Here is a 24382-nt window from a genome sequence, read left to right as displayed (position 1 = left end):
ATGAAAATTATCGATGCCCATATGCACTTATCACATATTGATTCCTTTCGGACGACTGCATTAGAGCGTTCTCATGTGGATTATTCGGTATCAGGACTGCTGCAAGAATACGAGGAGAACGGAGTTGTTCTCGGCATCGGCATGGGGGTAACCGAGACCGCTGCTGGCGGATTCCCCGATCGGGAAGCGAATACGCCGATGGGATTGGATATGCTGGAACAATATCCGCGACAATTCGCATACTGTCCAGGGGTGAATCCCTTTAAGCTGGACCAGTCCAATCTAGATGCACTGGAGCGCGATCTGCAGCGGCCAGAGGCGGTAGGGATTAAAATTTACTTAGGCTATTATCCGTTCTTTGCTTATGATGATGTGTACCAGCCGATATATGAGATGGCGAAACAATATAAAGTACCTGTCGTGTACCATACAGGGGATACGTATTCAGAGCGTGGTTTATTAAAGTATTCCCATCCATTGACGATTGACGAAGTTGCTGTTCAGCATCGCGAAGTTAACTTTATGTTGGCTCATTTTGGTGATCCGTGGGTATTGGATGGTGCTGAAGTTGTTTATAAAAATCGAAACGTTTTTGCGGATTTATCCGGTCTGATGGTGGGGGATGAGGCAGAATGTGCGCGTTTGAAGGACTCTCCGCTCTTTTTCTCTCATCTTCGCCATGCGGTAACATATTGTGACCATTATGAGAAGATGCTGTTTGGTACAGATTGGCCCTTGGCTCCGATTCAACCGTATTTACAATTTGTACAGGAACTAATTCCAGCAACGTACCATAAGGCAGTGTTTTATGAAACAGCCTTGCAAGTATTCCCTAAGATTAAGCCTATCGTGGAATCATAGATGATATCATAGACGGTTGAATAAGCAGCGTTGTGCATGATGTGCATGGTGTAAAAATAATAACATAATACCCTACTTCGTGAACATGGCAGATTGATTTTAGTCTGTCATGTTTTTGTCTGAAGCATACAAATTTGATAGCTAAAAAATTAGCTAATAAATATTAATTTTTGGATAGATATTTACGATCAATAGATATATAATGAAGTTGTAATTAACCATGATTTTATATTTTTAGCATAGTAAGCGTTTTACAATATGAGAGAGAAAGAAAGGGATTCCCATGATGATTACGAGTCAATCCAGAGTGGAACGAGATTCTCTAGGGGAAAAGGAAGTCCCAGTGAATGCCTATTACGGCATTCAAACGTTGCGTGCAGTTGAGAACTTCCCGATTACAGGTTACCGCATTGATGCAGAATTAATTCGTGCCTTAGCGATTGTGAAAAAGGCAGCGGCCATTGCGAATATGGAAGTCAAGCAGCTTCAGCCGAATATGTGCGATGTCATCGTTCAAGCATCAGATGAAATCATTGCAGGTCAATGGCATGATCAATTCATCGTTGATCCGATTCAAGGTGGGGCAGGCACTTCCATTAATATGAATGCCAATGAAGTAATAGCGAACCGAGCGTTGGAATTATTGAACAAGCCTAGGGGAGAGTACGCATCATTAAGCCCGAACAACCATGTCAACCGTTCGCAGTCCACGAATGATGTGTTTCCGACAGCGATTCATCTTTCCGTACTTACTCATTTAGATAAATTGCTTGTTACGATGCATGAACTGCATAAAGCACTATGCGTGAAAGCGGCTGAATTCGATCATGTCATTAAGATGGGTAGAACACATCTCCAAGATGCGGTTCCGATTCGACTTGGCCAAACATTTGAAGCCTACAGCCGTATGCTGGCACGTGATATTAAACGTATTGAGCGTACAAAAGAACATTTATATGAAGTAAATATGGGAGCAACCGCAGTAGGAACAGGCTTGAACGCTGATCCTAGGTATATTGAGCGGGTTGTTGCTTTGCTAGCTGAGTTGTCTGGCTTCCCGATTGTACATGCAGAGCATCTCATTGATGCAACTCAAAATACGGATGCGTATACAGAAGTATCTGCTGCGTTGAAAGTATGTATGATGAACATGTCTAAAATGGCGAACGACTTGCGTTTGTTAGCATCTGGACCGCGCGCGGGATTTGGTGAGATTCGCTTGCCTGCTCGTCAGCCAGGTTCCTCTATTATGCCGGGCAAAGTTAACCCGGTTATGTGCGAAGTTGTGAATCAGGTGGCGTTCCAAGTTATTGGTAACGACCATACGATTTGTCTTGCATCCGAAGCGGGTCAGTTGGAACTCAACGTGATGGAGCCGGTTCTTGTATTCAATTTGCTGCAATCGCTTAGCATGATGAGCAACGTATTTACTGCCTTCCGTACGAATTGCTTGGAAGGAATTGAAGCGAACGAAGAGCGCTGCCGTGAGTATGTGGAGAAGAGCGTTGGTATTATTACTGCGATCAGCCCTCATCTTGGCTACGAAGTGGCTGCTCGTATTGCAAAACAGGCTACGGAAACGGGCAAGTCAGTTAAAGAGCTTTGCCTCATGTACAACGTACTGACAGAAGAGGAACTCGATATTATTCTGAATCCGTACGAAATGACGAAGCCAGGCATTGCAGGTGCGACACTCTTCGACCGAGAGTAGTTTGTATTACAAGCATTTAATTGTTGCGATTAATTAGATTTTAATAATGTGATGTAATGCACATAGAACTCCAATATAGAAGCTGTTCCACACGTGTAGGAATACCGGTGGGACAGCTTCTTTCTTATGCATATCCAACATTATTGAAATGCGAAGCAGGTGAAGATCAGTTATACTAAGTTCGAGTTCGAAGTTCGTTCATACGAAAATTAGAAATCAGATCACATAGGGCCATTGGCAGTTTAAACGTACTTTTGGACAAGCCACACGATTTAATAAATTTATTTGCTAATTTTCAGGTTCTTTTCATCTTGAATAGTTATGATGGTTGTAACAAACACTATTACTCATCATGGGGGACATAAATGTTGACTACAGAAAATATGGCTGCGGATCATATAACTACAGACTTAACTGCGGAATTGGGCATAACAGCAGAAATAACAAAAGAAAAAAGCAAAAGCGAAATATTCGAATTGCTGCAAAAAAATTGGGGTGGCTATTTCCGCCAATACCAAATGGCGTTGAATGAACTAACAAGTGACTTCCAAATTATCGATCTGGACTGGAAATCAAGATACGGTTATTCACCGATTGAACATATGAAATCTCGCATTAAGAATCCACTTTCTTTATTGAAAAAGATTGAAAAGAAAAACATTCCCTTTAATCAAAAAGCAGTGCAAGAACAAATCTTTGATATTGCAGGTATGCGTATTGTAACGACCTTTATCGATGATGTGTACATGATGAAGGAACATATTGAGAAGCGGGAAGATATCCGCGTTATGCGAGTGAAAGACTTTATTCAAAATCCGAAACCGAGCGGATATAAGAGTTTGCATTTGGTTGTTCAGACGAAAGTTATTTTGGCTGATGAAATATTGTGGGTCCCAGCAGAAATCCAACTGCGTACTTCATCTATGGACTTCTGGGCAGCTACTGAACATAAATTGAATTATAAATACGAAGACGGCGAAGTACCGGCAGATGCGAAGCAGCAGCTCGTTGATTTGGCTGCGTCCGCATTCCAAATGGACAAACAGATGTCATTGTTGCGCAATCAATTGCTAAAGTAATACTAGAAAAGAGAACAGGACAAAGAAAAGAAATGAACTCATTTCTAAGTCGGTAATCTCATATACTATTCGATAAATATTCGGTGAATTATGCCCCTACACATTGGAAGGGGCATTTTTGTTTTACAAAAAATGAGGAATAATGCAGTAGATTCATGTAGATATGTATAAAAAATCGTTGATATGTGTTATTTACTTCATTATTTCCTTACTTTACAATCACATTATGCTTTTAATCCATCATGGCTTTTGATCAACCAATCCCACATACTCCATCAACCTTCACAATTTACACCCAATCTTCAAAGCTCACCATTCACAACTACTAACTAGAATCATTTTGTTATCGATGAAACATTTGTAATTGTTTATAGGTACGTAGTTTCGCTTCAATATCTAACTTGTGCCTTAATTCCTAGTTTTCCAATGAAAATTTATAATTTTATGCAATAGTAAAGGAAATTTGTTTCGTTATGTGTTAACCGTATCTCAGTTAAGTCACGATGTAGAAAAGGGGGATGTTATTGGAGCATTTACCAAGTAATCAAAATATAAAAGAGGTCGTGGGCATTGGACTAGGACCGTCGAATCTAGCTTTAGCTATAGCTGTTGATGAACAGGGAGAAGATTCGAGTAACTGGTTATTTTTAGAGAAGAATGAAGAATGCATGTGGCATCCTGGCATGCTTTTAGAAGGCGCTCGTCTTCAAATTTCTTTTTTGAAAGATTTGGTTACGTTACGTAACCCGAGAAGTTTTTACTCGTTCATAAATTATCTTAAAGAAAATGGACGACTTGATGAGTTTATTAATTTATCTCATTTCAATCCAACTCGAATTGAATACGTACACTATTTGAATTGGGTCAAAAGTCATTTACCGCAGAAAATGATGCAAATGGGGGCTGAAGTTATCAGTGTAAATCCTGTTGCAAACAGTAATAGCGGTATCAATCTTCTGAAAACTGTATACCGTAATCGGGACGGTGAAGTGGCCTCGGTAATATCTAAAGATATTGTGGTGGCTGTCGGGGGTACGCCATTTATACCTGAGCTCTTTGCTAAATCCCGAATAAAACCTATCTTTCATTCCTGCAACTACCTACATGGAATCGCATCCTATTCTTCGAATAAACCGCATCAGTTTTGTGTCGTGGGCTCGGGGCAAAGTGCAGTAGAGATTATTTTGCATTTAGCCGAGCGTTTTCCTGACAGTACGATCTTGTCCATTCAAAGAAATGCCACCTTCAAGCCAGCAGACAACAGCCCTTTCGTAAATGAAATTTTCTTCCCAAGAAATGCAGACTTCATGTTCGATTTACAAAATCGTCACAACAGGAAGCGTGTTATGGACTTTTATCATGATACGAACTATTCTGCCGTTGATATCGAATTGTTAGAAACGATGTATCACAAAATGTATAACGATAAATGGCGCAATAAGCCACAAATTCAGCTATGCCCTTTTACCGATATCGTTGAAGTGAACGAGCAAGGACATAAAGTTAAACTGGTTACGCGAAATAACCTGAAAGATGAGCCGTTGTCCTATTTCGAGGCAGACGCGGTTATTTTAGCAACAGGTTATGAGCGAAAGACGCTGCCAGCCTTTATGGATAATTTGCTGCCGTATTTCGTCTACGATGAGGATGAGCTAGCTATAAACAGAAGCTATCAAGTTCAGACCAATGATGAGATGAAAGCAAGAATTTATTTGCAAGGCATGTCGGAAATGACACATGGAATCTCTGATACGTTGTTGAGCATACTGCCAATTCGTGCGAATGATATTTTACAAGACATCACAAACGATGCTGCAGCTAATAAAGAAAAAATAAAAGAGGCGGTGCTCTAGCATGTATATACAAGCTTTGAAAAAAGAATTTATTACGGAAGAATACGGCGTTCAAATGAGAAGGGTTTATCAAGTCGATACAGAGCCTTTTCATCCTCCGTTCGGGTCCGCTTGGGCCATTGTGAAACCGGGTGAAACATCCGCTCCACATGTACATCATGAACATGAAACCTTCTATATTACTGCAGGTGGAGGAACCATGATCATTGGAAATGAGGAGCAAAAGGTTCAGACAGGAGATGTTATCTACATACCGCCTCATGAAGAGCATGCGCTTCGCAATGATAGCACGAAGGATGATCTGATTTTTATTACGACTTGGTGGGAATAGAATAGGAGGCGACTACGATGTGTAAAAAATTTATTGTGACAGCGACACCCCCTACAACGAATGGGGATTTGCATTTGGGACATATGTCAGGACCTTATTTAGGCGGGGATATTTTTACTAGAGCTCAGCGGTTAATGGGTCATGAAGTGTTATATATAAGCAGTACGGATGATAATCAAAGCTATTTGCTTACAAAAGCTATTCAAGAGCAGCGCCCTCCAAAAGAAGTAGCCGAAGACTATTCTGCAAAAATTAAAAAGTCTCTGCAGCTTGCTCAAATTGGTTTGGATGAGTTTACTAGTCCAGATCATCCCGTGCATGTTCGTGAGGTTCAAAGCTATTTTATGGAGTTGTACAATCAAGGTTACTTGGTTGAAAAAGACATCGATTTCTTATACTGCGAGCCATGTCAGCAGCATCTTTACGAGGCTTTTGTTAAAGGAACATGTCCTACCTGTGCGGCTCCGTGTGGGGGCAACTTCTGTGAGGAATGTGGAAATCCTAATGATCCGACTGACATGATAGAGCCGTTATGTTTAAGATGTCAGTCAGTGCCGACGGTTCGCAGCAATCGGGTTATCATGTTCCCACTGGAAAAGCTTCGTTCTCAATTAGCGAACTATTACAACCAAAACGGGTACAAGTGGAAGCCGAGACTTAGAGAATGGTATGCTCAATTTCTTGCTCGTCCGTTGCCAGAAGTGCCTGTAACCAATGTATGTGAATGGGGCGTTCCAGTACCTTTGGAAGCTTTCAGCAATCAGGTCATCAATGTATGGTTTGAAATGCTGCCGGGTCATCTTGCTACGCTTAAAAGAAGATACGAGCATCATGCAAGCGAGCATCAGCTAGCCTGGGATGGTAATGAGGATGTAAATATTGTACAGTTTTTCGGATTTGACAATAGCTTTTATTACACAGTTCTTCATACTGCGATGATTATAGGATTAGCAGAGCAGCAGCCTGCCGATTCTTTTATCATTAATGAATTTTATTTGCTAGAAAACAAGAAGTTCTCGACCAGCCGCAAACATGCCGTATGGGCGAGTGAGTTTATTACACCCGAAAATTCGGATTTGGTTAGACTTTACTTATCGTTGACGGGACCGGAGCATAAACAGACTAATTTCACTATCGAGCAATTTAATTGTACAAGCCAATCCTTACTTAATGAATTATTCCGACCGTTTTTGTCTCCGCGTAATGACAAGGGACAAGCGGGAACCACTTCGATCGACGACGTAATCCATTCATTCAAGGGGCTATTTGAGCAGCTATATAGTGAACAGTTCTTTTCACCGAGTGGAGCTGTTCATGCGTTAAAGAGCTATACGGCGCAAGTAAATACGTATGATGACGTGAGCCAAGGAAAAGCTTTGCTAGCATTATCTTTATTCGCATATCCGATTATGCCAACGGTTTCTGCACAGCTGTGGACGGCACTAACTGGAAAATTGGAACATGAAATGAGCTGGCATGATTTCAGCCAAGTTGAAGTGAATATTCAGAACGGGTTGAATGTCATTGAGAGTCGCTTGCTCGTACAGACAAGTGTAGGTTAACGAATGCGATCCCATTCAAAAGCGAGGTGATAGGAAGAGTGTCGTATAATCAAGAATTGGAAGCCGGAGTTCAAATTCAGTCACATTCCATTGGCGTCTCACTTATGGAAAGATTCAGCAAGCAAGTTCAAGACCGACCGTTCGAGCCGGCCATTATTCACAATGATAGTGTGCTTACTTATGCATCCTTGAACACCGAAGCGAATCGCTTGGCGTACCAGCTTCGGGCCGCAGGTGTTGTGAAGGGAATGCTGATACCTTTATGCATGGAGAAGAGCCTTGAATCTGTAATCGGGATGCTTGCTATTTTGAAGCTTGGCTGCGCCTATGTTCCGCTGGACCCATCATGGCCACTTAAAAGAATTGGGGATGTTCTATCAGAGCTGGACAGCCCTGTCATACTCGTAAAGAAGCATGGGCCTAAATATACAAGCATTTCGATGGAGTCTGTTCCCGTACAGTATTCTGCCTCCAGCAAAGATTCATATGATGCAGTTGAGAATATCGATACAGAGGTTTCGCCAGAGGATCCGATGTATATATTATTTACTTCTGGCTCTACCAACACTCCAAAAGGGGTTATTGTTCCTTATCGCGGTATTCTTAATCGTCTGGATTGGATGAATGAAGAGTTTGGAGACGACACTGCTAAAGCTGTTTTGCAGCTGTCTAAGCATACATTCGATGTTTCAATTGGACAAATATTTTGGCCATTAACGACAGGTGGTACAACGATTGTGCCGCCTGATGGAATGCTGATGAATGCAGAGCGAATCGGTCAACTGCTTGATAAGTACCAAATTAAACTGATTAGTATGGTGCCGTCTCTTATGGCAGAAGTGGTAGACGATTTAACGAAAAGCGATCAGGTGCTCAATACTTGGAGGGGATTGGCATACGCATGGATTGGCGGTGAAGAAATAGTCTCGTCTGTCGTACATCAATTTCATCAGCTTCTGCCGAATGTCCAAGTATCCAATCATTATGGTCCAACGGAAACAAGTATTGCCTGCTTGTACTATAAAGTTGATCGACACAGTTCAGAAACGATAATCCCCATCGGCAAACCTATTTCTAATTTGAAAGTGTATATTATTGATCAAGCAGGACATGTTCTACCAGATGGAGAGGTTGGAGAGATTGCTGTTGCTGGTGTTGGCTTAAGTCTTGGGTACTTGCGTGATCCAGAGAAGACGGACACTGCTTTTATCCAAGTCGAATTAAACAGAAGCTCGGAACGAATTTACAAAACAGGCGATGTGGGTAGAGTTCGGTACGATGGAAATATCATGTACATGGGCCGACTTGATCATCAAATAAAGATACGAGGACAGCGTGTAGAGTTATCAGAAATTGAAACTGCGCTGCGATCTGTAGAAGGAATACGTCAAGCAGTCGTCAGTGCTTCCACAGATCGATTAGGACAAACTAGACTTATAGCTTACTATGTAACAACTCGTGCTTATGATGCGATAGAGTTGAGATCAAAACTAGCGGATCTGCTCCCGGATATTATGATACCTAGTCAATTTATTGAACTGAGTCAGTTTCCGCTGAATGCCAACGGAAAAATAGATCGCAAGCGGTTACCAGATCCGTCAGGATCAAGAGCCGAAGAGCAGGAGCTTCAATTACCACAGAATGAAACAGAGAAACAAATTGCAGCTATTTGGATGGATATTTTGTACATAGATACGGTGTCGACGACGAGCAGCTTTTTTGATCTTGGGGGCAACTCGTTAAAAGCAATGAAGCTAGCAGCTAGATTAGAAGCGCTATTTGGTGTTTCTGTGCCTGTTACCTTTGCTTTTCATTATGATCGAGTTCAGCTGCAGGCAAAGTTTATTGAACAACTGCCATCTCGACCTGCTGTTCCAGCCGTTATTCCAGCTAGAGAAGTAGGCAGCCTTTACTCGGCTTCCTCCCATCAAAAGCGACTGTTCATGATTCAGCAGCAAGAGGAAACAGCAACGACGTATAATGTGCCAGGCGCACTTTATTTGGAAGGGACGCTCAATGTAGAGAAGCTGCAGCGGGCAGCTGATATTCTTGTCGCTTCTCATGCTGCTCTTCGTACCTCGTTTTCATTAGAGGATGGGGAAGTCATTCAACATATCCATAAACAGATTCCGTTTACGATAGAGTATGAAAAGTTAAGTGATCAAACCTCAGATGAAACGATTGCTTCGTTTATTCGTCCGTTTCAATTAGGGGAAGCTCCGCTATTTCGATTTAAGCTACGGCAAGTAGATGAGAATAGGCATTTATTTTTATATGACTTCCATCATATTATCGCCGATGGGATATCGATTGGCATCTTAATGAATGAATGTTTTGAATTGTACAATGGCAGCGTAATTTCGCCTTCATCCGTGGAGTATTATGATTATTCGGAGTGGCAGCATCGCCTTCAACATTCTGAGTACTTGAAACAACAGGAGGTCTACTGGCTGAATCAGTTTAGTGATAGTGTACCTGTGCTTCAATTACCAACTGACTTTAGCAGACCACCATTGCAAAGCTTTGATGGAGGACAGGTAACGGTCACTCTAGATCTTGACTTAGGACAACGCTTGGCTCAATTTTGCTCTCAACAAGGCGTAACGATGCATATGGTTTTACTTAGTGCGTTTTATATTTTGCTGTCCAAGTACGCTCGTCAGGATGATATCGTCATTGGAACACCAGTGTCCGGCAGATCTAATGCTGCATTCGACAAAGTGGTAGGCATGTTTGTAAACACACTGCCGCTGCGTAATTATCCAGAGAAGACGAAGACATTTAACACTTTTCTGGAAGAGATTCGTCAAAGCGCACTTGATGCGTATGACAATCAGGACTTTTCGTTGGAAACGCTGCTCAATCAATTGCCATATACCCGTGATTTGAGCCGAAATCCTTTATTTGACGTCTTGTTTGTATTACAAAATATGGATGCTAGCGAGATTATGCTGATCTCTCAAAACCGCCATGTTCGAGAAGAGGAGAAGAGCGGTCTCCTCCTGCAATCTTGTGATTTTAAGCATGGCATTGCAAAGTTTGATTTGCTGCTCGAAGTAGTTGAGCATAAGAAAAATCTATTTCTTAATTTGGAATATGCTAGCCAATTGTTTGCGAAGCACACGGCAGAACGGATGCTGCAAGATTACTGTACGATTTTGCAATCGGTCCTTGTGAATCCGCATGCCACAATTGCAGAAATAAGTTTGCTGCAAGAGCAGGATCGAGCATTAGTTCTACAAACGTTTAACCAGACGGATGCAGAGTATGAGCGAAATATAACCCTTCACGAATGGTTTGAGCGTCAAGTAGAGAAGACGCCTGAACGAATTGCTGTAAGTTATGGTGCTGAGCAATTGACGTATAGAGAACTAAATGAAAGAGCAAATCAACTGGCACATGTGCTGCGTGCCATGGGTGTAGGGGCAGATGATCTTATCCCCATTATGGTTGATCGTTCCGTAGAAATGATGATTGGGCTGTACGGTATATTAAAAGCGGGTGGAGCTTATGTACCTATCTCTCCAGACTTTCCGGATGATCGCATTCAGTACATTTGCAGCGACTGTCAGGCGAAGCTTGTGCTTGTCCAGCAAACAGGGATACCTAAAGTAGCTGGCAAATGGGCATATATTGCGATTGATGACTCGCAGCTTTATGTTGGTGACGGCAGCAATTTGTCGCCTATCAATCATGCTCGTCATTTGGCCTATGTCATTTACACGTCCGGTTCAACAGGTCGTCCTAAGGGTGTGATGATCGAGCACTATTCCGTCATTAACAGGCTCGTATGGATGCAGAAGCAGTTCCCAATCACGGAAAACGATATCATACTGCAGAAGACACCATTTACGTTTGATGTATCCGTTTGGGAATTGTTCTGGTGGAGTATGGTTGGAGCCAAAGTCGTTATGCTTCCGCAAGGAGATGAAAAAGAGCCAGCGCGAATAGCTGCAACGATTGAACAAGAACAGATTAACGTCATTCATTTTGTTCCTTCTATGCTTCACTTGTTCTATGACTATTTAGATACGCATCCAAGCCATTCCAGCTTATCTTCCTTGCAATTTATCTTTACAAGCGGTGAAGCACTTCATAAACATCACGTCATCCAGTTTAATAAGCTGATTCGCGCTCATGCGTCCACAGCATTAATCAATTTGTATGGTCCGACAGAGGCTACCGTTGATGTGACCTGGTATGATTGCTCACGGAGCGATATCGGTGATTATGTTCCGATCGGTCAACCAATTGATAATACAAGAATCTACATCGTAGATGATGTTGGGAATCCAGTGCCTGTAGGACAGCCAGGTGAGCTGTGCATTGCAGGGGACGGCGTTGCACGCGGTTACTTGAAGCTGAATGCTTTGACTGCCGAGAAGTTTGTGCCGGATATCATACATCCAAGCTCACGAATGTACCGTACGGGAGATTTGGCGCAGTGGATGATGGACGGCAACATTCGATATCTAGGACGTATCGATGATCAGGTGAAGCTCAGAGGCTACCGCATCGAGCTGGGCGAGATTCAATCGGTTCTCTTGCAGTTTGAAGCTTTGAAGGAAGCGGTTGTCGTTCTGCGCGAAGATGGTGAGGATCGATACCTTTGTGCGTATTATGTTGCCGCGGAACAAGTGACAAGCGAGCAAATAAAATGCTATTTGTCCGAACGGCTGCCTATTTATATGGTGCCAAGTTATTGTATTGAACTCGATGTTATGCCGTTAACTACGTCAGGCAAAATAAATCGCAGTGCGCTACCAGTACTAGAGAACCGCACAGACGTGCAACAGCTGCAATTGCCAACCAGCAATGATGAAAAGATTCTGGTGGCGTTATTTGAGGAAGTGCTGAATAAACAGCCGCTAGGCATGAACAGCCATTTCTTTGAAGAGGGAGGGCACTCCCTTAAAGCTGCTAAATTAAGCAACGCTATTTATAAAGCATTTGGACAGCATATTCCTTTACGAGTGTTGTTCAAAAATCCTACTGTAGCAGCAATTCATCAATATGTAAGTCTCCATAATGAAGAGCAAACTGAAAAGACGAAAGCTAAAGAAGACGATCGTCCCTTGGCTTCGCCTAACCAGAAGCGATTATTCATTCTTGATAGATTGGAGAAGCTGGGCGTCACTTATAATATGCCAGCGTGCTTTGTTCTCGAAGGGACTTTGGACATCACGAGACTGAAACAAGCACTACAGCACGTAATAGACAGACATGAGTCGCTGCGTACTTCTTTTCAGATGATAGATGATGAAGTGGAATACATCGTTCATGAGTCCATAGCGCTAGACGTCCCCGTCTTGGCATTGACGGAAACAGACAAGATGCAGGCAGTATTTGATACATTCGTAAAGCCATTTGACTTAGGAACTGGAAGTTTATTCCGAGCATGCCTGTACAAGCAATCTGATACGAAGCATTACTTGCTGACCGATATTCATCATATCGTTTGCGACGGTATTTCCATGAATATTTTCATACACGATCTGTTCGAGTTATACAAGGGCGAGACGTTGCCGACATTGACGAAGCAATTCAAGCAATATGCGCATACTGCGGCACATTATTTGAGCCCTTCGCAAATCGAACAGGCCAACCAGTACTGGACGGATACATTCAAAGAAGAAATCCCTGTGTTACATCTTCCGATTGATAATGAGCGTCCGCCTATCCAGAGTCATCAAGGCGATTATCTTTTGTTTGATATCGACTCTGAACTTGCTGTAAAGGTAAGGGAAACAACAGCTCGTTATGGATGCACCATGAACATGATGATGCTCGCGGCCTATTTTGTACTCCTTCACAAATATACAGGAGAAGAAGATATCATTATTGGTTCTGCGATGAGCGAAAGAGTCAGCGACGAATATTCAGATGTCATTGGCATGTTCGTTAATACAGTTCCGATACGTGTTAGGTTGGACGGAGCTCAACCTTTTGCACGGCATCTCAACGTTGTTATGGAGGAAATGCTGCAAGCGATGGATTATCAACAGTACCCGCTTGAGCAAATCATTGAGCAAGTTGGCGTTCAGCGAGATGTAAGCCGAAATCCTTTATTCGATACGATGTTTATTTTCAATCAAGATGATGAAAGAGGTAGTCTATCTGCTGCAGAGTTAGATCGAATCTCTTTCCAGCCGATGTTTACGAAGACGGCCAAGTTTGATTTAACATTTGAAGTATACGCGTTGAGCAATGATGAGATGAGAATACGAATAGAGTATGCCTCTGTATTATTCGATAAATCGAGAATTGAGCAGATGGGCGATCATTTTGTGGCTTTGCTTCATCGTCTGTGCGACGAGGTAGAGAAACCATTATCGCAAGTTGATCTCCTCTTGGAATCGGAGAAGTCAGAACTTGTTCAACGGATAACGGAACCACTAGTGCCTTACCTAGAGCATCATACCGTACAAGATTGGTTTGCTGATCAAGCTCGGAGTAGACCTGAATGTATCGCTGTTCGATTTGAACATGAGACACTTACGTATAAGCAGCTAGACGAAAAATCGAATCAGTTGGCTCGATATTTGCGTGAGAGCGCTCATGTTCAAACAAATGATCTTGTCAGTGTCATGATGACGAAGTCCTTGAATATGGTTGTGGCATTGCTGGGAATCATTAAAGCCGGTGCAGCGTATGTGCCTATTGACCCTGCATTTCCTGAGGAGAGAAAGACACTTATCTTCCAAACTAGCGGAAGCAAGCTCGGACTATACGATACGAACCGTCAAGATGTGAACGGAAGCGAGTCCAGTGCTCAACTTATTTTATTTGATTCCATATCGCTAGAACAGTATGCTTCACATGATTTTGAAGTGTGTAATGGCCCTGAGGATTTGATGTATGTCATCTATACGTCTGGATCGACAGGCGTTCCAAAAGGAGTCATGGTTACGCACGGGAATGTGCTCAATTTTATGGCAGGTATGAATCAACGGCTGCAGCCTGCCTCAGAAGATGTCTTTTTATCTGTTACAACGATATCGTTTGATATTAGTGTATTGGAGCTGTTTTGGACATTGTCCAATGGAATGGAGGTCGTTATTCATTCCGATAAGCACTCACCATTACATTTCAATCGCTATAACCAAGGGCAGCGCTCCATTACGATGATGCAAAGTACGCCATCTCGATTAAAAGCGCTCGTGGAGGATTCGAATTCCAGTGCTTTCTTATCGGATCTGCAAGTGCTGCTTGTAGGTGGAGAAGCATTCCCGACTGATCTTGCCAATGAGCTTAAGCTCAAGACGCAGGCCAAACTGTTCAACATGTATGGACCAACGGAGACAACAATATGGTCGACGATGCATGAGATTACTTCACCTTCAGATAAGGCGATTCCAATTGGCAGCCCAATTGTAAATACGCAGATTGTCATCATTGATAAATATTTGCAGCCTGTTCCAGATGGGGTTGTCGGGGAAATATGCATCGGCGGTAAAGGTGTGACTAGAGGCTATCTAAACAATGAGCTGCTGAGTAATGAAAGATTCGTAGAGCTGGAATTGTCCGGACATAAGCTTCACGTTTACCGAACAGGTGATTTAGGACGAGTCTCCTTAGATGGCGTATTGCAGTATTTTGGGAGAATGGATCATCAAGTAAAAGTAAATGGCTATCGCATCGAACTGGGTGAGATCGAAAATATATTAACACAGCATCCAGCTGTAAAAGAGGCTGCCGTTATCGTTAGGAGCGGGAATGGCCTGGCCGACGAAAAATACATCGCAGCATATATCGTATGGAAAATCGAAATGAGCACATGGGAGCTTAGAGAGTTTCTAGGTGACAAGCTTCCCGTATATATGATTCCATCTGTATTTGTTACGCTGCAATCGATGCCTCAGACACCAAATGGCAAGTTGGATCGTAAGCTTCTACCTGATCCGATTATGGAAACAAACGAGGAGCAAGCGATTCAACCGCAAAACGAGATTGAAAAGAACATTCTTGAAATATGGGAAAAACTATTTAATCGCAATGATATTGGAGTCACTCATGATTTCTTTCATCTAGGAGGCCATTCACTGATGGCTATTCGGTTGGAAGTAGAAATGGAGAAACGCGGGCTTTATTTAGATAATTTTGATATATTCCGTTATCGAACAATAAGAGATTTGGCATTACGGGTTGAAGATTAACATCATGGAGATGTGGAACAAAGGGATCGACGTGATCTCTTTGTTCCATTTATCTTGACGGGAGGGATGATATGGCTAAAACTGTGCGGCATCATTTATGGAATTTAATGAAGAATCATATTCATTGGATATATCTTGGAGCCTTTTGCTCTGTTATTCAAGCCATTTTTGATGTCATCCGCGCCATTTTATTGGAAAAAATGCTGGATACGACACTTGTCCAAGATCGTGATTATGTCATAGGTACAGCATTAGCGTTACTTGGTATCGTAGTTGTAGGCATCGTATTAAGCTATTTTATCAAGTTCGCTTCCTATCTTTATGCGTACCGTTTTGATCGATCTGTGCGTGACAATTTGATTCATCGATTGATCCACTCTCCAATATCTACCCTGTATCGCTTCGAGAGTGGAGATCTCGTCAATCGCTTGAATGGAGATACGAGAGTCATTAAAGAATCCTTTTCCTTAAAGCTTCATGAAGCTATTTACTCGCCAATCGTATTTATACTTTCTTTTAGTTACTTGCTGTCTATTCATTGGCAGTTGACGCTCGTCAGCGTCGTGCTTATGCCTATCTCGCTTTACCTAATCAACCTGATCAGCAAACCAATTACGCGACTCATGTCTAATATTCAAGTTCATTTTGGTGTCATTCAATCGATTTCCTCGGAAGTGCTTGCTGGTGTCGAGACAATTAAGTCATTCGGACTCGTAGAGCTAGTAAGGAGTCGTTATAATAACAGCATCGAAACGATCTATGAAAAAGAAAAAGAAATTGAACAAAAAGTAGCGCGGATCGAACCTATCAATATTTTGCAGCGCTGGGGGACGTACTTAATCTGTACCGTTTACAGTGCATATTTAGCAACGATTGGCGATATTACAGCTGGGGAGCTGTTGGTCTTTTTAATACTAGTTAATTATTTGATTAATCCTGTTGCAACGTTACCAGGAATTATTGTTCAATTCCGTACAGCGAAAGCGGCAGCAGATCGAATGAAAGAAATACTTTCTTTTCTACCGGAAAATAGCGCAGATGCAGCCACGACGATTTCTACCTCACATGATACCGCTATTGAGCTCCAACATGTAACGTTCAGTTATGACACTAACAATCACGATTATACCCTTTCGGACATGAACCTTAAGATCCCAAAAAATCAAATTACAGCTGTTGTAGGGCCAAGCGGCTCAGGAAAATCAACCTTGTTCAGTCTGTTGTGTGGGTTTTATACGCCTCAAAAAGGCAGCATCAGTTACTTTGGACAGACAATGGATGAACGAAAGTATCCAACAATTCGACAGCATATTGGATTAGTTTCGCAAGAAACCTATCTGTTTCCTGGCACGATTTTAGAAAATATTACGGGCTTCGAAAAAGATATTCCATTTGCAGATGTATTAACTGCAGTTAAACAAGCGGATGCGCTTTCTTTTATCGAGCAGCAGCCGCAAGGTTTTGAAACGAGGATTGGTGAGGGAGGAATTGCGTTGTCCGGTGGGCAAAAGCAGCGTATTGCAATAGCAAGGGCCGTATTGAAGAATGCGTCTATCTTGTTATTCGACGAGCCAACCTCTGCCTTAGATTATGAAACAGAAATGAGCATACATCATGCGATGGTAAGCCTTTCGAAAGAAAAAACGATCGTTGTCATTGCTCATCGTTTGTCATCTGTAATAGATGCTAATCAAATTGTTGTCATGGAAAAAGGAAATTTGGTTCAGCAGGGTACGCATGAGCAGCTTCTGGTGGAAGATGGATTATACAGAAAGTACTTTTACTATCAGATGTCAGAGGAGGGGGAACTGCATGCTCAGTAGCCTACGTGACTCTTTTCGTCACATCCATCAGCTTCTACAGTTTCTAGCATCTGTTCGGAAAACCTATTTTGTAGGCTTAATCTTATTTTGTGCGTCTGAATCTGCCCTGCCTATTGTGGCTGCCTTTGTTTATATTGATATTTTTAACGCTGCAGCAACTAGTGATATGTCGTTATTTTGGCGGGGAACGATTTCATTTCTTGTCGCGTTAGTGTCGGTTATGGTGATCTCAACGATATGTAAATATATCTACATCATGTGTGTTAAAAAAACGATGGCTAGCATTAGACGAGTCGTAACGGATAAAGTGTCCGTATTGCCGTGCAGCTATTATGATCGTACGCACTCCGGTGATATATTATCAAGAATGACAAATGATTTGAACAATATCGAAGCGGTATACAGTTGGCATTTCCGTTCGATCATACAGACGCTGCTCTACAGTTTAGCCTCCATATCGATTATGTTATTTCTTCATTGGCAATTTGCGCTCTTTCTTTTAGGTATGTGCTTGTTTTCGACTTTTATAATTATGCGATTTTCACAGCCGATTCAAGCTATTGCTTCTGCGATTCAAACACAGCTAGGACAAATCACGGAACGGGCCGTTGATATGCTCGCAGGTGTGAAAGTGATAAAGATGTTTCAGTTAGAAGAAAAGGTTAAGAAAGTAAGTGAAGAGCAGAATAGCAACCTCAGTAAAGAAGGAATCCGCTTTGGTGTAAAAAATGGTCAATTGGAAAGCTGGAGCTACTTCTTAAATTTCATGAATTATTCCGGAGTCATTGCTGTAGGTGTGTTCCTTGTATTGAATGGTCAATTGGGACTCGGTATTTTAATTGCTTTCGCACAGCTTCAATGGAATATGTCGCAATCCATCTTGCAGCTAGGAAATACGGTGGTCAACATGATGTCATCGCTTGTTAGTGTGCATCGAGTGAAGGAATTGCTGGATGAGCCTGCCGAGCCTAAACAAATCTTGCCGCGTGAAGCGATAATGTATCCTAATGTTGGAGTTATACACGACCACGCAGCTTCCGCCGCTATTTGCTTTTCTGACGTATCCTTTTCGTATACGAGTAAAGCAACAGCTTTGCATCGTCTGAATTTTAGTATTAGCAAGGGACAGAAAGCAGTGCTGGTTGGGCCTAGTGGCTCAGGGAAAAGCACACTATTTAAATTGCTTCAAGGGTTTTACGCGCCGAATGAGGGACACATATATATGGATGGAAAATCCATCTACGAGACGCCTCTAGAGCAGTGGAGACAATCGATTTCTTATTTGTCCCAGGAGCCATGGTTATTTTCTGGAACCGTCTATGAAAATATTGCGTGTGGCAAAAGAGACGCTACAGAGGATGAAGTGATACAAGCGGCAAAATTAGCGAATATTCATGATTTCATTATGACATTGCAGGATGGTTACCAGTCTCAGGTCGGAGAAAAGGGAAGGCTGCTATCTGGAGGACAGCGTCAAAGGATAGCCATCAGTAGAGCTTTTCTGAAAGATGCTCCTGTCCTACTGCTTGATGAAGCGACATCGGCTTTGGATGCGGAGTCGGAAATACAAGTTCGTCAATCGCTAGAGCTATTGATGAAAGATCGTGCAACGATACTTATTACGCATCGACTTTCCGTGCTATCTGAGAAAGATATCATTATGGTGCTGCGTAATGGTCGTATATCCGAAATAGGCACACATCAAGAGCTAATGAATGGTGAGAATTTCTATAAAGAATTGATCGCCTCTAGTCGTGCTGCCGTTTAACGAAGAAAGGAGCAGCTATGGAAAAATTTTATGATGTAAAGCCATTTAACGATTTGTTTTATCGCAATTGTTTTTTTAGCGCCTTGTTTCCTGTTGTTCAGTACTTCGGACAGCCAATTGAGTACATATTGGCACATGATCGGATATCGTATGAGAAAAATGATAATAACGAGGTGTGGCCCGTTAATCTCCGGATGGAATCGGTGCATTCGATTGACCCAATCTTACATGAGCTCGGTCTAAAAATAGAAACATTATTTCAGAGCGAGGATATCATCGCTGACCTTACAGAAGGATTGGAGCAGGGAAAGCTGCCCCTACTAAACATTGATTGCTACGCGCTGCCGATGCGTAAGGATCTTTATCGACAAGAGCATTGGCCTCATGTGCTTCTTATAAGTGGGGTAGATACAGTCAATCGTGTATTTTACGTAATTGAGCATCGGGAACGTGAAAGTATGACGTATGAAAGAAGACTATTATCGTTTGATGATTTAGAACAAGCCTATTCGTCATTTGTTGAGCACTTTTTATCGAATTGGGAAGGGGCATCTATTTATTACATTTCGGATACAGAAACAAGCAGTACAGTGCTATCTAGTTCAGAGATATGGGTGAAGCAATTATATGAAAGTAAGCAGAAGCTTGAGGGAAGTCACTTGAGCAACGCGGCAGAATTGGTGGGCCAGCTGCACGACATTTGTATGCAGGAAGATAAGCTGCAGCAGCATACGCAGGAGCTGATTAAAGGCTTAAACGAGCTGATACTGGTCAAACAAGCGGAGCAATACCGACTTCGTCACATGATGCCTGAGGCGCAAGCTGCACTTGAACAACTTACAGCGCAATTAGATCTCTTTCAAAAATTAAGAAGAGTGATTGGCAAATTTGCAATGACTAATGTGTACCCACATAAAGCGTTTGCTGATGATTCGATATTTACGAGCATCTTGCACTTAGAACGGGAGTATGTATCTTTATTGTTCCATGCAGTGGAGGATCATCGCATGAAGGAGCGTGTGTAATGGACCCATCTCAGCAAATACGAGAATTAATCATCGAAGTAACGAAGTTAGAACAAGATACTCCTTTCTCTCCAGATCTTCCTTTAAGTGAATTAGGTCTCCATTCCATGCGAGTGGTTGAACTAATTGTAAAGCTTGAGACAGCATTTGATATTGAAATATCTGACGATGTGACCGTTGAAGACTTTCAAACGTTGCAGCACATTATCAGCTTAGTAGAAGGAATCTTAAACGAATAGAGTGATGCAGACGATGAATGAACGTAACCAAGAAAATAGACTCATTGACGCGAAGGGATTAATGGTATATTACGTAACCTCGATCATTGGAGTCGGCATTCTTATCGTTCCTGGGATCGCTTATGGGATCGCGGGGCCAGCTTCCTTACTCTCTTGGATTATTTTGGCGTTATTATCTTATCCGTTAGCTCGCTCATTCTCTAAATTAATTGTAGAACGTCCTCATTCCAGTGGGTTAATGCTAATGGTGGGGGATGTATTTGGAGTAAAAGTGGGTCAAAGTCTCAATTTGCTGCTGGCGTTCACGATGATTATCGGGAATCCTATTATGGGTATTGCCGCCGCTCGATATTTGCAAAATATTGTTGGTTATGACGATCATTTTGTTCTGCTGTACGGCTTTTTCTTTATGCTAGCATCCATTCTATTGAATATGCTCGGGGTTAAGATGAGTAACCGCATTCAGTTTATTTCTTTCCTCGTGCTTTCTATCATTTTAAGTGCGATTATAGGCGTTGCTCTTGTCCATGCTGACTTTGAACAGACGGGTTCATTTGCGCCGCATGGTTATACGGCAGTGTTTTCAGCGATAACGGTCTGCTTCTATTCCTTTCTCGGTTGGGAAAATGCGACGAACATTGCTGGTGATGTGAAGGAACCCAGATCATCGTATAAGAAGGCAGTCCCTATAGCCGTTCTTATTGTCGGTGTATTATATGTTCTGCTTGCCCTTGCCTTAATTGCAAGAATTCCGGCCGAAACCTATGAAAACACGCAAACGGTGCTGCCCCTGCTGCTTAAGGGCATTGTTGGTGAACATGTCGGGTATTTATACAATGCGTTGGCGATTTTTTTAATCATGATGGCAACCAATGCGTGGGTATTTAGTGCATCGCGTGTCATTGTGTCGCTGTCAGAGACAAACGTATTGCCTCCGTTATTTTCACAAACAAAGCGGAATCATGTGCCTCTCTATGCTTACCTTTTGTTAGCTAGTTTGTATGGTGTTATTTTACTTATATTAGCATCGTTCGAATTGGATGAAGTGTATTTGATTCAAATGACCAATTTTAATTTCTTTATTATTTACTTATTTATTTATGGTGCAGCTATTAAATTTTACAAGGCAGTTCGAGATAGGCTGTTCTATTTAGGAATGATGCTGCTCGTCTTATCGATCTTACCATTTTTTGAAGGATCAGCTATTTTCTCAATTGTTCTAGGGATACTCTCATTTGTATTAATCGCCATTAAAAGGAGTCAGGAGAAATCAGTTCCATGAAAACGATGGATGTAGTTGTTATTGGAGGCGGCATTATCGGAGCTTTCGTTGCCTGCAAGCTCAATAAAAGCGGTATCAAAAAGATTGCGTTGCTTGAGAAGCTCGAAATCGGAAACGGAGCTACAGGCCAATCAGGGGGAATTGTACGTGTGTATCATTCTGATCCGCTGCTTTCGGATTTAGCGTTGGAAGGCTTTAAGGAATATCAAGCTGAATGTGATCTGAGCGAGCAGGAATGTGCATTTACACGTACTGGATTCTTGTATATGGAATCTGTTCATGAATTTGCTGATTTGCAAAGGGAATGTTCGAGGCTTTTGACAAATGGAGCTGCTATTGAGATTCTATCGGCGCAAGAGGGGGCCAGCAGATTTCCAGAATTTAAGTGGAACGATTTGAATGGGGCAATCTATGAACCTGATGCTGGCTATATGGACCCATTGCTAGCGACCAAGGCGCTTACCAGAAAACTTGCCAACCGTGGTGTAGAGCTGTACGAAGGTATAGAGGTGTATGAAATATTACAGGAACAAGGCCAGACGATTGGAGTTAGAACTTCAGCAGAGACCATATATTGCCCCCATGTAATCATTTGCGCAGGTGCGTGGAGCAGCGCTTTATTGTCGGATTGTACTATTTCGGAGCGAATAAGAAGCAAGAGCATTCAATTTCAAATTGCCAAGCTTCAACACGCACCGCGCACCGGGTTCATTGATTCTAGCATGGATCTGTACAGTCGGCCTTATATGAATGATTTCACCTTAATAGGACTCCCAGTAGATGAATGGGATATCGATGTCGAGCATAGAACGTCGATCGATCTTGGTCAAGAGCGACGTGTCTTGCAAGCAGCTAGCCATCGCTTTAGCCATTGGGGAGAAGTTTCTACTTACGGAGGTCGCAAAAGCTTTGATGCCTATAGTGTAGGCGGATGTGGAATTGTGGAAGAAATTCCAGAGCTTAAAGGTACCATTATTGCTAGTGGTTTTAGCGGTAGCGGGGTCAAGATCGCTCCAGCAGTCGGTAATCGCGTTGTGCAGTTGTTATCATGAGAACGTATAAAAGAAGTGTGCAAGCTTCTGGATAGAAAGGGATGTTTTCAGATGGAAGTTGTATCAACCGCGCTGTTTTATAGTTTTGTCACTTGTAGGAAAGCTCAAGTATTTCGTTATTTGAATCAGCGTATGGATGTGCGTTCGCATTTTTGGAATGCCTATGAGAGCGTGGATAAAATCTACAATGAAATGATAAAAGAAGAAAAAGCCGGTTGGGATTATTCATGGGAAATTGAGCCTGACAATGAAGTGTTGGGAACTGTCGTGAAGTCAGAAAGATTCGACAGCTTTCAAGCAGCGAAGATTACAATCATTGAGCGGTTAGCAAATGGAGAGGAAGTATTTATATGGGTAAGAAATAAATATATTCCTCATATGCAGTTGACTCAATTGCATTTAGAAGGAATCCACTCGCTTGCTCTTACTGCCTATAATGATGTGGATGATTCCTTTACGATATTTGATTACCCCTTTGAGAAAATATATGAATCGGCACTGCTGGAACAAGCTTTTAATAGTGCAGAAGTGCTCATGGTAGATTGCTGCTCGATTACAGAGGCGGCAGACGAGGTCAACGAGTATATCGATCAACGATTTAGAACGACAATGCTTGAGTTAAGCAATAGTGGGTATGGCTTTGAACAAATGAAACAGGATATGACGTCAACTGATATTAAGCTGGAATCATTGCTTTCGTTTTTTGGGGTGTATACGTTATCGAGAAAAATGGTAGCTAATTATTTGCAAAAAAATCATTACTCTGAGCATCTGATTGAGCTTCTGCTCAAGTCTTCTAAGGTGTCGGAAGTCATTAAACAAAGAATAGCCAAGTTTTCCATTACATCAACGGATTTGAAGGCCTGCTGGAATCGAATTGAAGAAAAATACGCTGAAATGATTGAGCTGGAGGAGTTATTTCTAAAGGATTTGCAGCAAGAAATCATAAGTGGTGTGAAGCCCGACTTTAAACGATTACTACCAGATGCCCCAACTGAATTGAAATTATTGCATACAACGGATACGAGTGCATGGATATCATGGATAGACGAAAAAGGAGAATTGGAGTCAAATCGTTATCGTGTTTTAGTTAATGGTTCCGTGATTGCGACTTGTCCCACGACTTATTATGTGATTCCTAATCTTGAGCCAGAGACGAAGTATGAAGTAGCAATACAATCATTAAATACGAATGACGAAGTCAGTATCGAAGAATGTCGTCTCGAAATCGTTACGGAGAAGGTTGCGCTTCATGGAACGCTATCGCTATACAAACCCGTCTATACTTCATCAGATCAAAGTGAGCTGCTTAGCAGATATAATCTGGTTGACTCACAATCATCGACTAGATGGAGTAGTGATTATAATGATGATGAGTGGGCTTGTGTTGATTTGGGTATGTCCAAACCTATTAAAAGCGTGACGCTGCGTTGGGAGCATGCTTATGCAGAGGAGTATAAAATTCAATTATCCGATAACATGAAAGACTGGCACGATATCCATCATGAAGTGGAAGGATTAGGTGGGCTCGTACAAATAGAAGTAGACAATGTTGCTGGTAGATATGTTAGAGTGCTAGGATTAAAAAGAGCGACCATTTATGGTTATTCTTTATATGAATTCTCCATTTGTTCTTAGTA

General features: G+C 42.0%; 14 protein-coding genes. All 14 read left to right on the top strand.

All coding sequences use genetic code 11. From position 1 onward, the window contains the following. Positions 1-861, top strand: a complete 861-nt coding sequence (locus FPZ44_RS11885; RefSeq protein WP_144990429.1) for an amidohydrolase family protein — start codon at positions 1-3, stop codon at positions 859-861. A gap of 286 nt (positions 862-1147) precedes the next feature. Beyond that, positions 1148-2572 carry an aspartate ammonia-lyase gene (aspA, locus tag FPZ44_RS11880; protein WP_186786102.1) on the top strand — a complete coding sequence of 475 codons (1425 nt, stop codon included), beginning with the start codon at positions 1148-1150 and terminating at the stop codon, positions 2570-2572. A 365-nt stretch (positions 2573-2937) separates the two neighbouring features. Beyond that, complete coding sequence (locus FPZ44_RS11875; protein ID WP_261378297.1) at positions 2938-3651, top strand: GTP pyrophosphokinase; 714 nt, start codon at positions 2938-2940, stop codon at positions 3649-3651. A 524-nt stretch (positions 3652-4175) separates the two neighbouring features. Continuing rightward, on the top strand, positions 4176-5504 hold the full coding sequence (locus FPZ44_RS11870; protein ID WP_186786022.1) for a lysine N(6)-hydroxylase/L-ornithine N(5)-oxygenase family protein: 1329 nt from the start codon (positions 4176-4178) through the stop codon (positions 5502-5504). A gap of 1 nt (position 5505) precedes the next feature. Continuing rightward, positions 5506-5835 (top strand): cupin domain-containing protein, encoded by a 330-nt coding sequence (locus tag FPZ44_RS11865; protein WP_144990423.1) that lies wholly within the window; start codon positions 5506-5508, stop codon positions 5833-5835. A 17-nt stretch (positions 5836-5852) separates the two neighbouring features. Further along, entirely contained in the window at positions 5853-7397 is a 1545-nt protein-coding gene (locus FPZ44_RS11860; protein ID WP_144990421.1) for a class I tRNA ligase family protein, read from the top strand. A 38-nt stretch (positions 7398-7435) separates the two neighbouring features. Next, positions 7436-15553: a non-ribosomal peptide synthetase gene (locus tag FPZ44_RS11855; protein ID WP_144990419.1), complete on the top strand. Its 8118-nt coding sequence runs from the start codon at positions 7436-7438 to the stop codon at positions 15551-15553. A 71-nt stretch (positions 15554-15624) separates the two neighbouring features. After that, positions 15625-17376, top strand: a complete 1752-nt coding sequence (locus FPZ44_RS11850) for an ABC transporter ATP-binding protein (protein ID WP_144990418.1) — start codon at positions 15625-15627, stop codon at positions 17374-17376. Further along, the gene (locus tag FPZ44_RS11845) at positions 17366-19144 is read left to right on the top strand and encodes an ABC transporter ATP-binding protein (RefSeq protein ID WP_186786021.1); all 1779 of its coding nucleotides are present in this window, start codon (positions 17366-17368) and stop codon (positions 19142-19144) included. Before FPZ44_RS11850 ends, FPZ44_RS11845 begins: the two co-directional genes overlap by 11 nt. A 17-nt stretch (positions 19145-19161) precedes the next feature. Beyond that, positions 19162-20169 (top strand): BtrH N-terminal domain-containing protein, encoded by a 1008-nt coding sequence (locus FPZ44_RS11840; RefSeq protein ID WP_144990414.1) that lies wholly within the window; start codon positions 19162-19164, stop codon positions 20167-20169. Beyond that, positions 20169-20408, top strand: coding sequence for an acyl carrier protein (locus FPZ44_RS11835; protein WP_144990412.1), 240 nt, complete (start codon positions 20169-20171; stop codon positions 20406-20408). Before FPZ44_RS11840 ends, FPZ44_RS11835 begins: the two co-directional genes overlap by 1 nt. A 13-nt stretch (positions 20409-20421) precedes the next feature. After that, positions 20422-21690 (top strand): APC family permease, encoded by a 1269-nt coding sequence (locus FPZ44_RS11830; protein WP_186786020.1) that lies wholly within the window; start codon positions 20422-20424, stop codon positions 21688-21690. Beyond that, positions 21687-22742, top strand: a complete 1056-nt coding sequence (locus FPZ44_RS11825; protein ID WP_144990408.1) for an NAD(P)/FAD-dependent oxidoreductase — start codon at positions 21687-21689, stop codon at positions 22740-22742. The genes FPZ44_RS11830 and FPZ44_RS11825 overlap by 4 nt, the downstream gene beginning before the upstream one ends. Before the next feature lie 51 nt (positions 22743-22793). Further along, positions 22794-24380 (top strand): discoidin domain-containing protein, encoded by a 1587-nt coding sequence (locus tag FPZ44_RS11820; protein ID WP_144990406.1) that lies wholly within the window; start codon positions 22794-22796, stop codon positions 24378-24380. Positions 24381-24382 lie beyond the last annotated feature (2 nt).

Origin of the sequence: Paenibacillus agilis, from assembly GCF_007786455.1 — a bacterium.
GTDB classification, from domain to species: Bacteria; Bacillota; Bacilli; order Paenibacillales; family Paenibacillaceae; genus Paenibacillus_B; species Paenibacillus_B agilis.
Note: the sequence above shows the minus strand (reverse complement) of the source record. Positions and strands in the feature narration are given on the sequence as shown.

Coding starts and splice junctions, on each gene's coding strand:
- FPZ44_RS11820 (WP_144990406.1), top strand. CDS start 22,794: ATGGAAGTTGTATCAACCGCGCTGTTTTATAGTTTTGTCACTTGTAGG.
- aspA (WP_186786102.1), top strand. CDS start 1,148: ATGATTACGAGTCAATCCAGAGTGGAACGAGATTCTCTAGGGGAAAAG.
- FPZ44_RS11840 (WP_144990414.1), top strand. CDS start 19,162: ATGGAAAAATTTTATGATGTAAAGCCATTTAACGATTTGTTTTATCGC.
- FPZ44_RS11830 (WP_186786020.1), top strand. CDS start 20,422: ATGAATGAACGTAACCAAGAAAATAGACTCATTGACGCGAAGGGATTA.
- FPZ44_RS11885 (WP_144990429.1), top strand. CDS start 1: ATGAAAATTATCGATGCCCATATGCACTTATCACATATTGATTCCTTT.
- FPZ44_RS11835 (WP_144990412.1), top strand. CDS start 20,169: ATGGACCCATCTCAGCAAATACGAGAATTAATCATCGAAGTAACGAAG.
- FPZ44_RS11865 (WP_144990423.1), top strand. CDS start 5,506: ATGTATATACAAGCTTTGAAAAAAGAATTTATTACGGAAGAATACGGC.
- FPZ44_RS11850 (WP_144990418.1), top strand. CDS start 15,625: ATGGCTAAAACTGTGCGGCATCATTTATGGAATTTAATGAAGAATCAT.
- FPZ44_RS11860 (WP_144990421.1), top strand. CDS start 5,853: ATGTGTAAAAAATTTATTGTGACAGCGACACCCCCTACAACGAATGGG.
- FPZ44_RS11875 (WP_261378297.1), top strand. CDS start 2,938: ATGTTGACTACAGAAAATATGGCTGCGGATCATATAACTACAGACTTA.
- FPZ44_RS11825 (WP_144990408.1), top strand. CDS start 21,687: ATGAAAACGATGGATGTAGTTGTTATTGGAGGCGGCATTATCGGAGCT.
- FPZ44_RS11845 (WP_186786021.1), top strand. CDS start 17,366: ATGCTCAGTAGCCTACGTGACTCTTTTCGTCACATCCATCAGCTTCTA.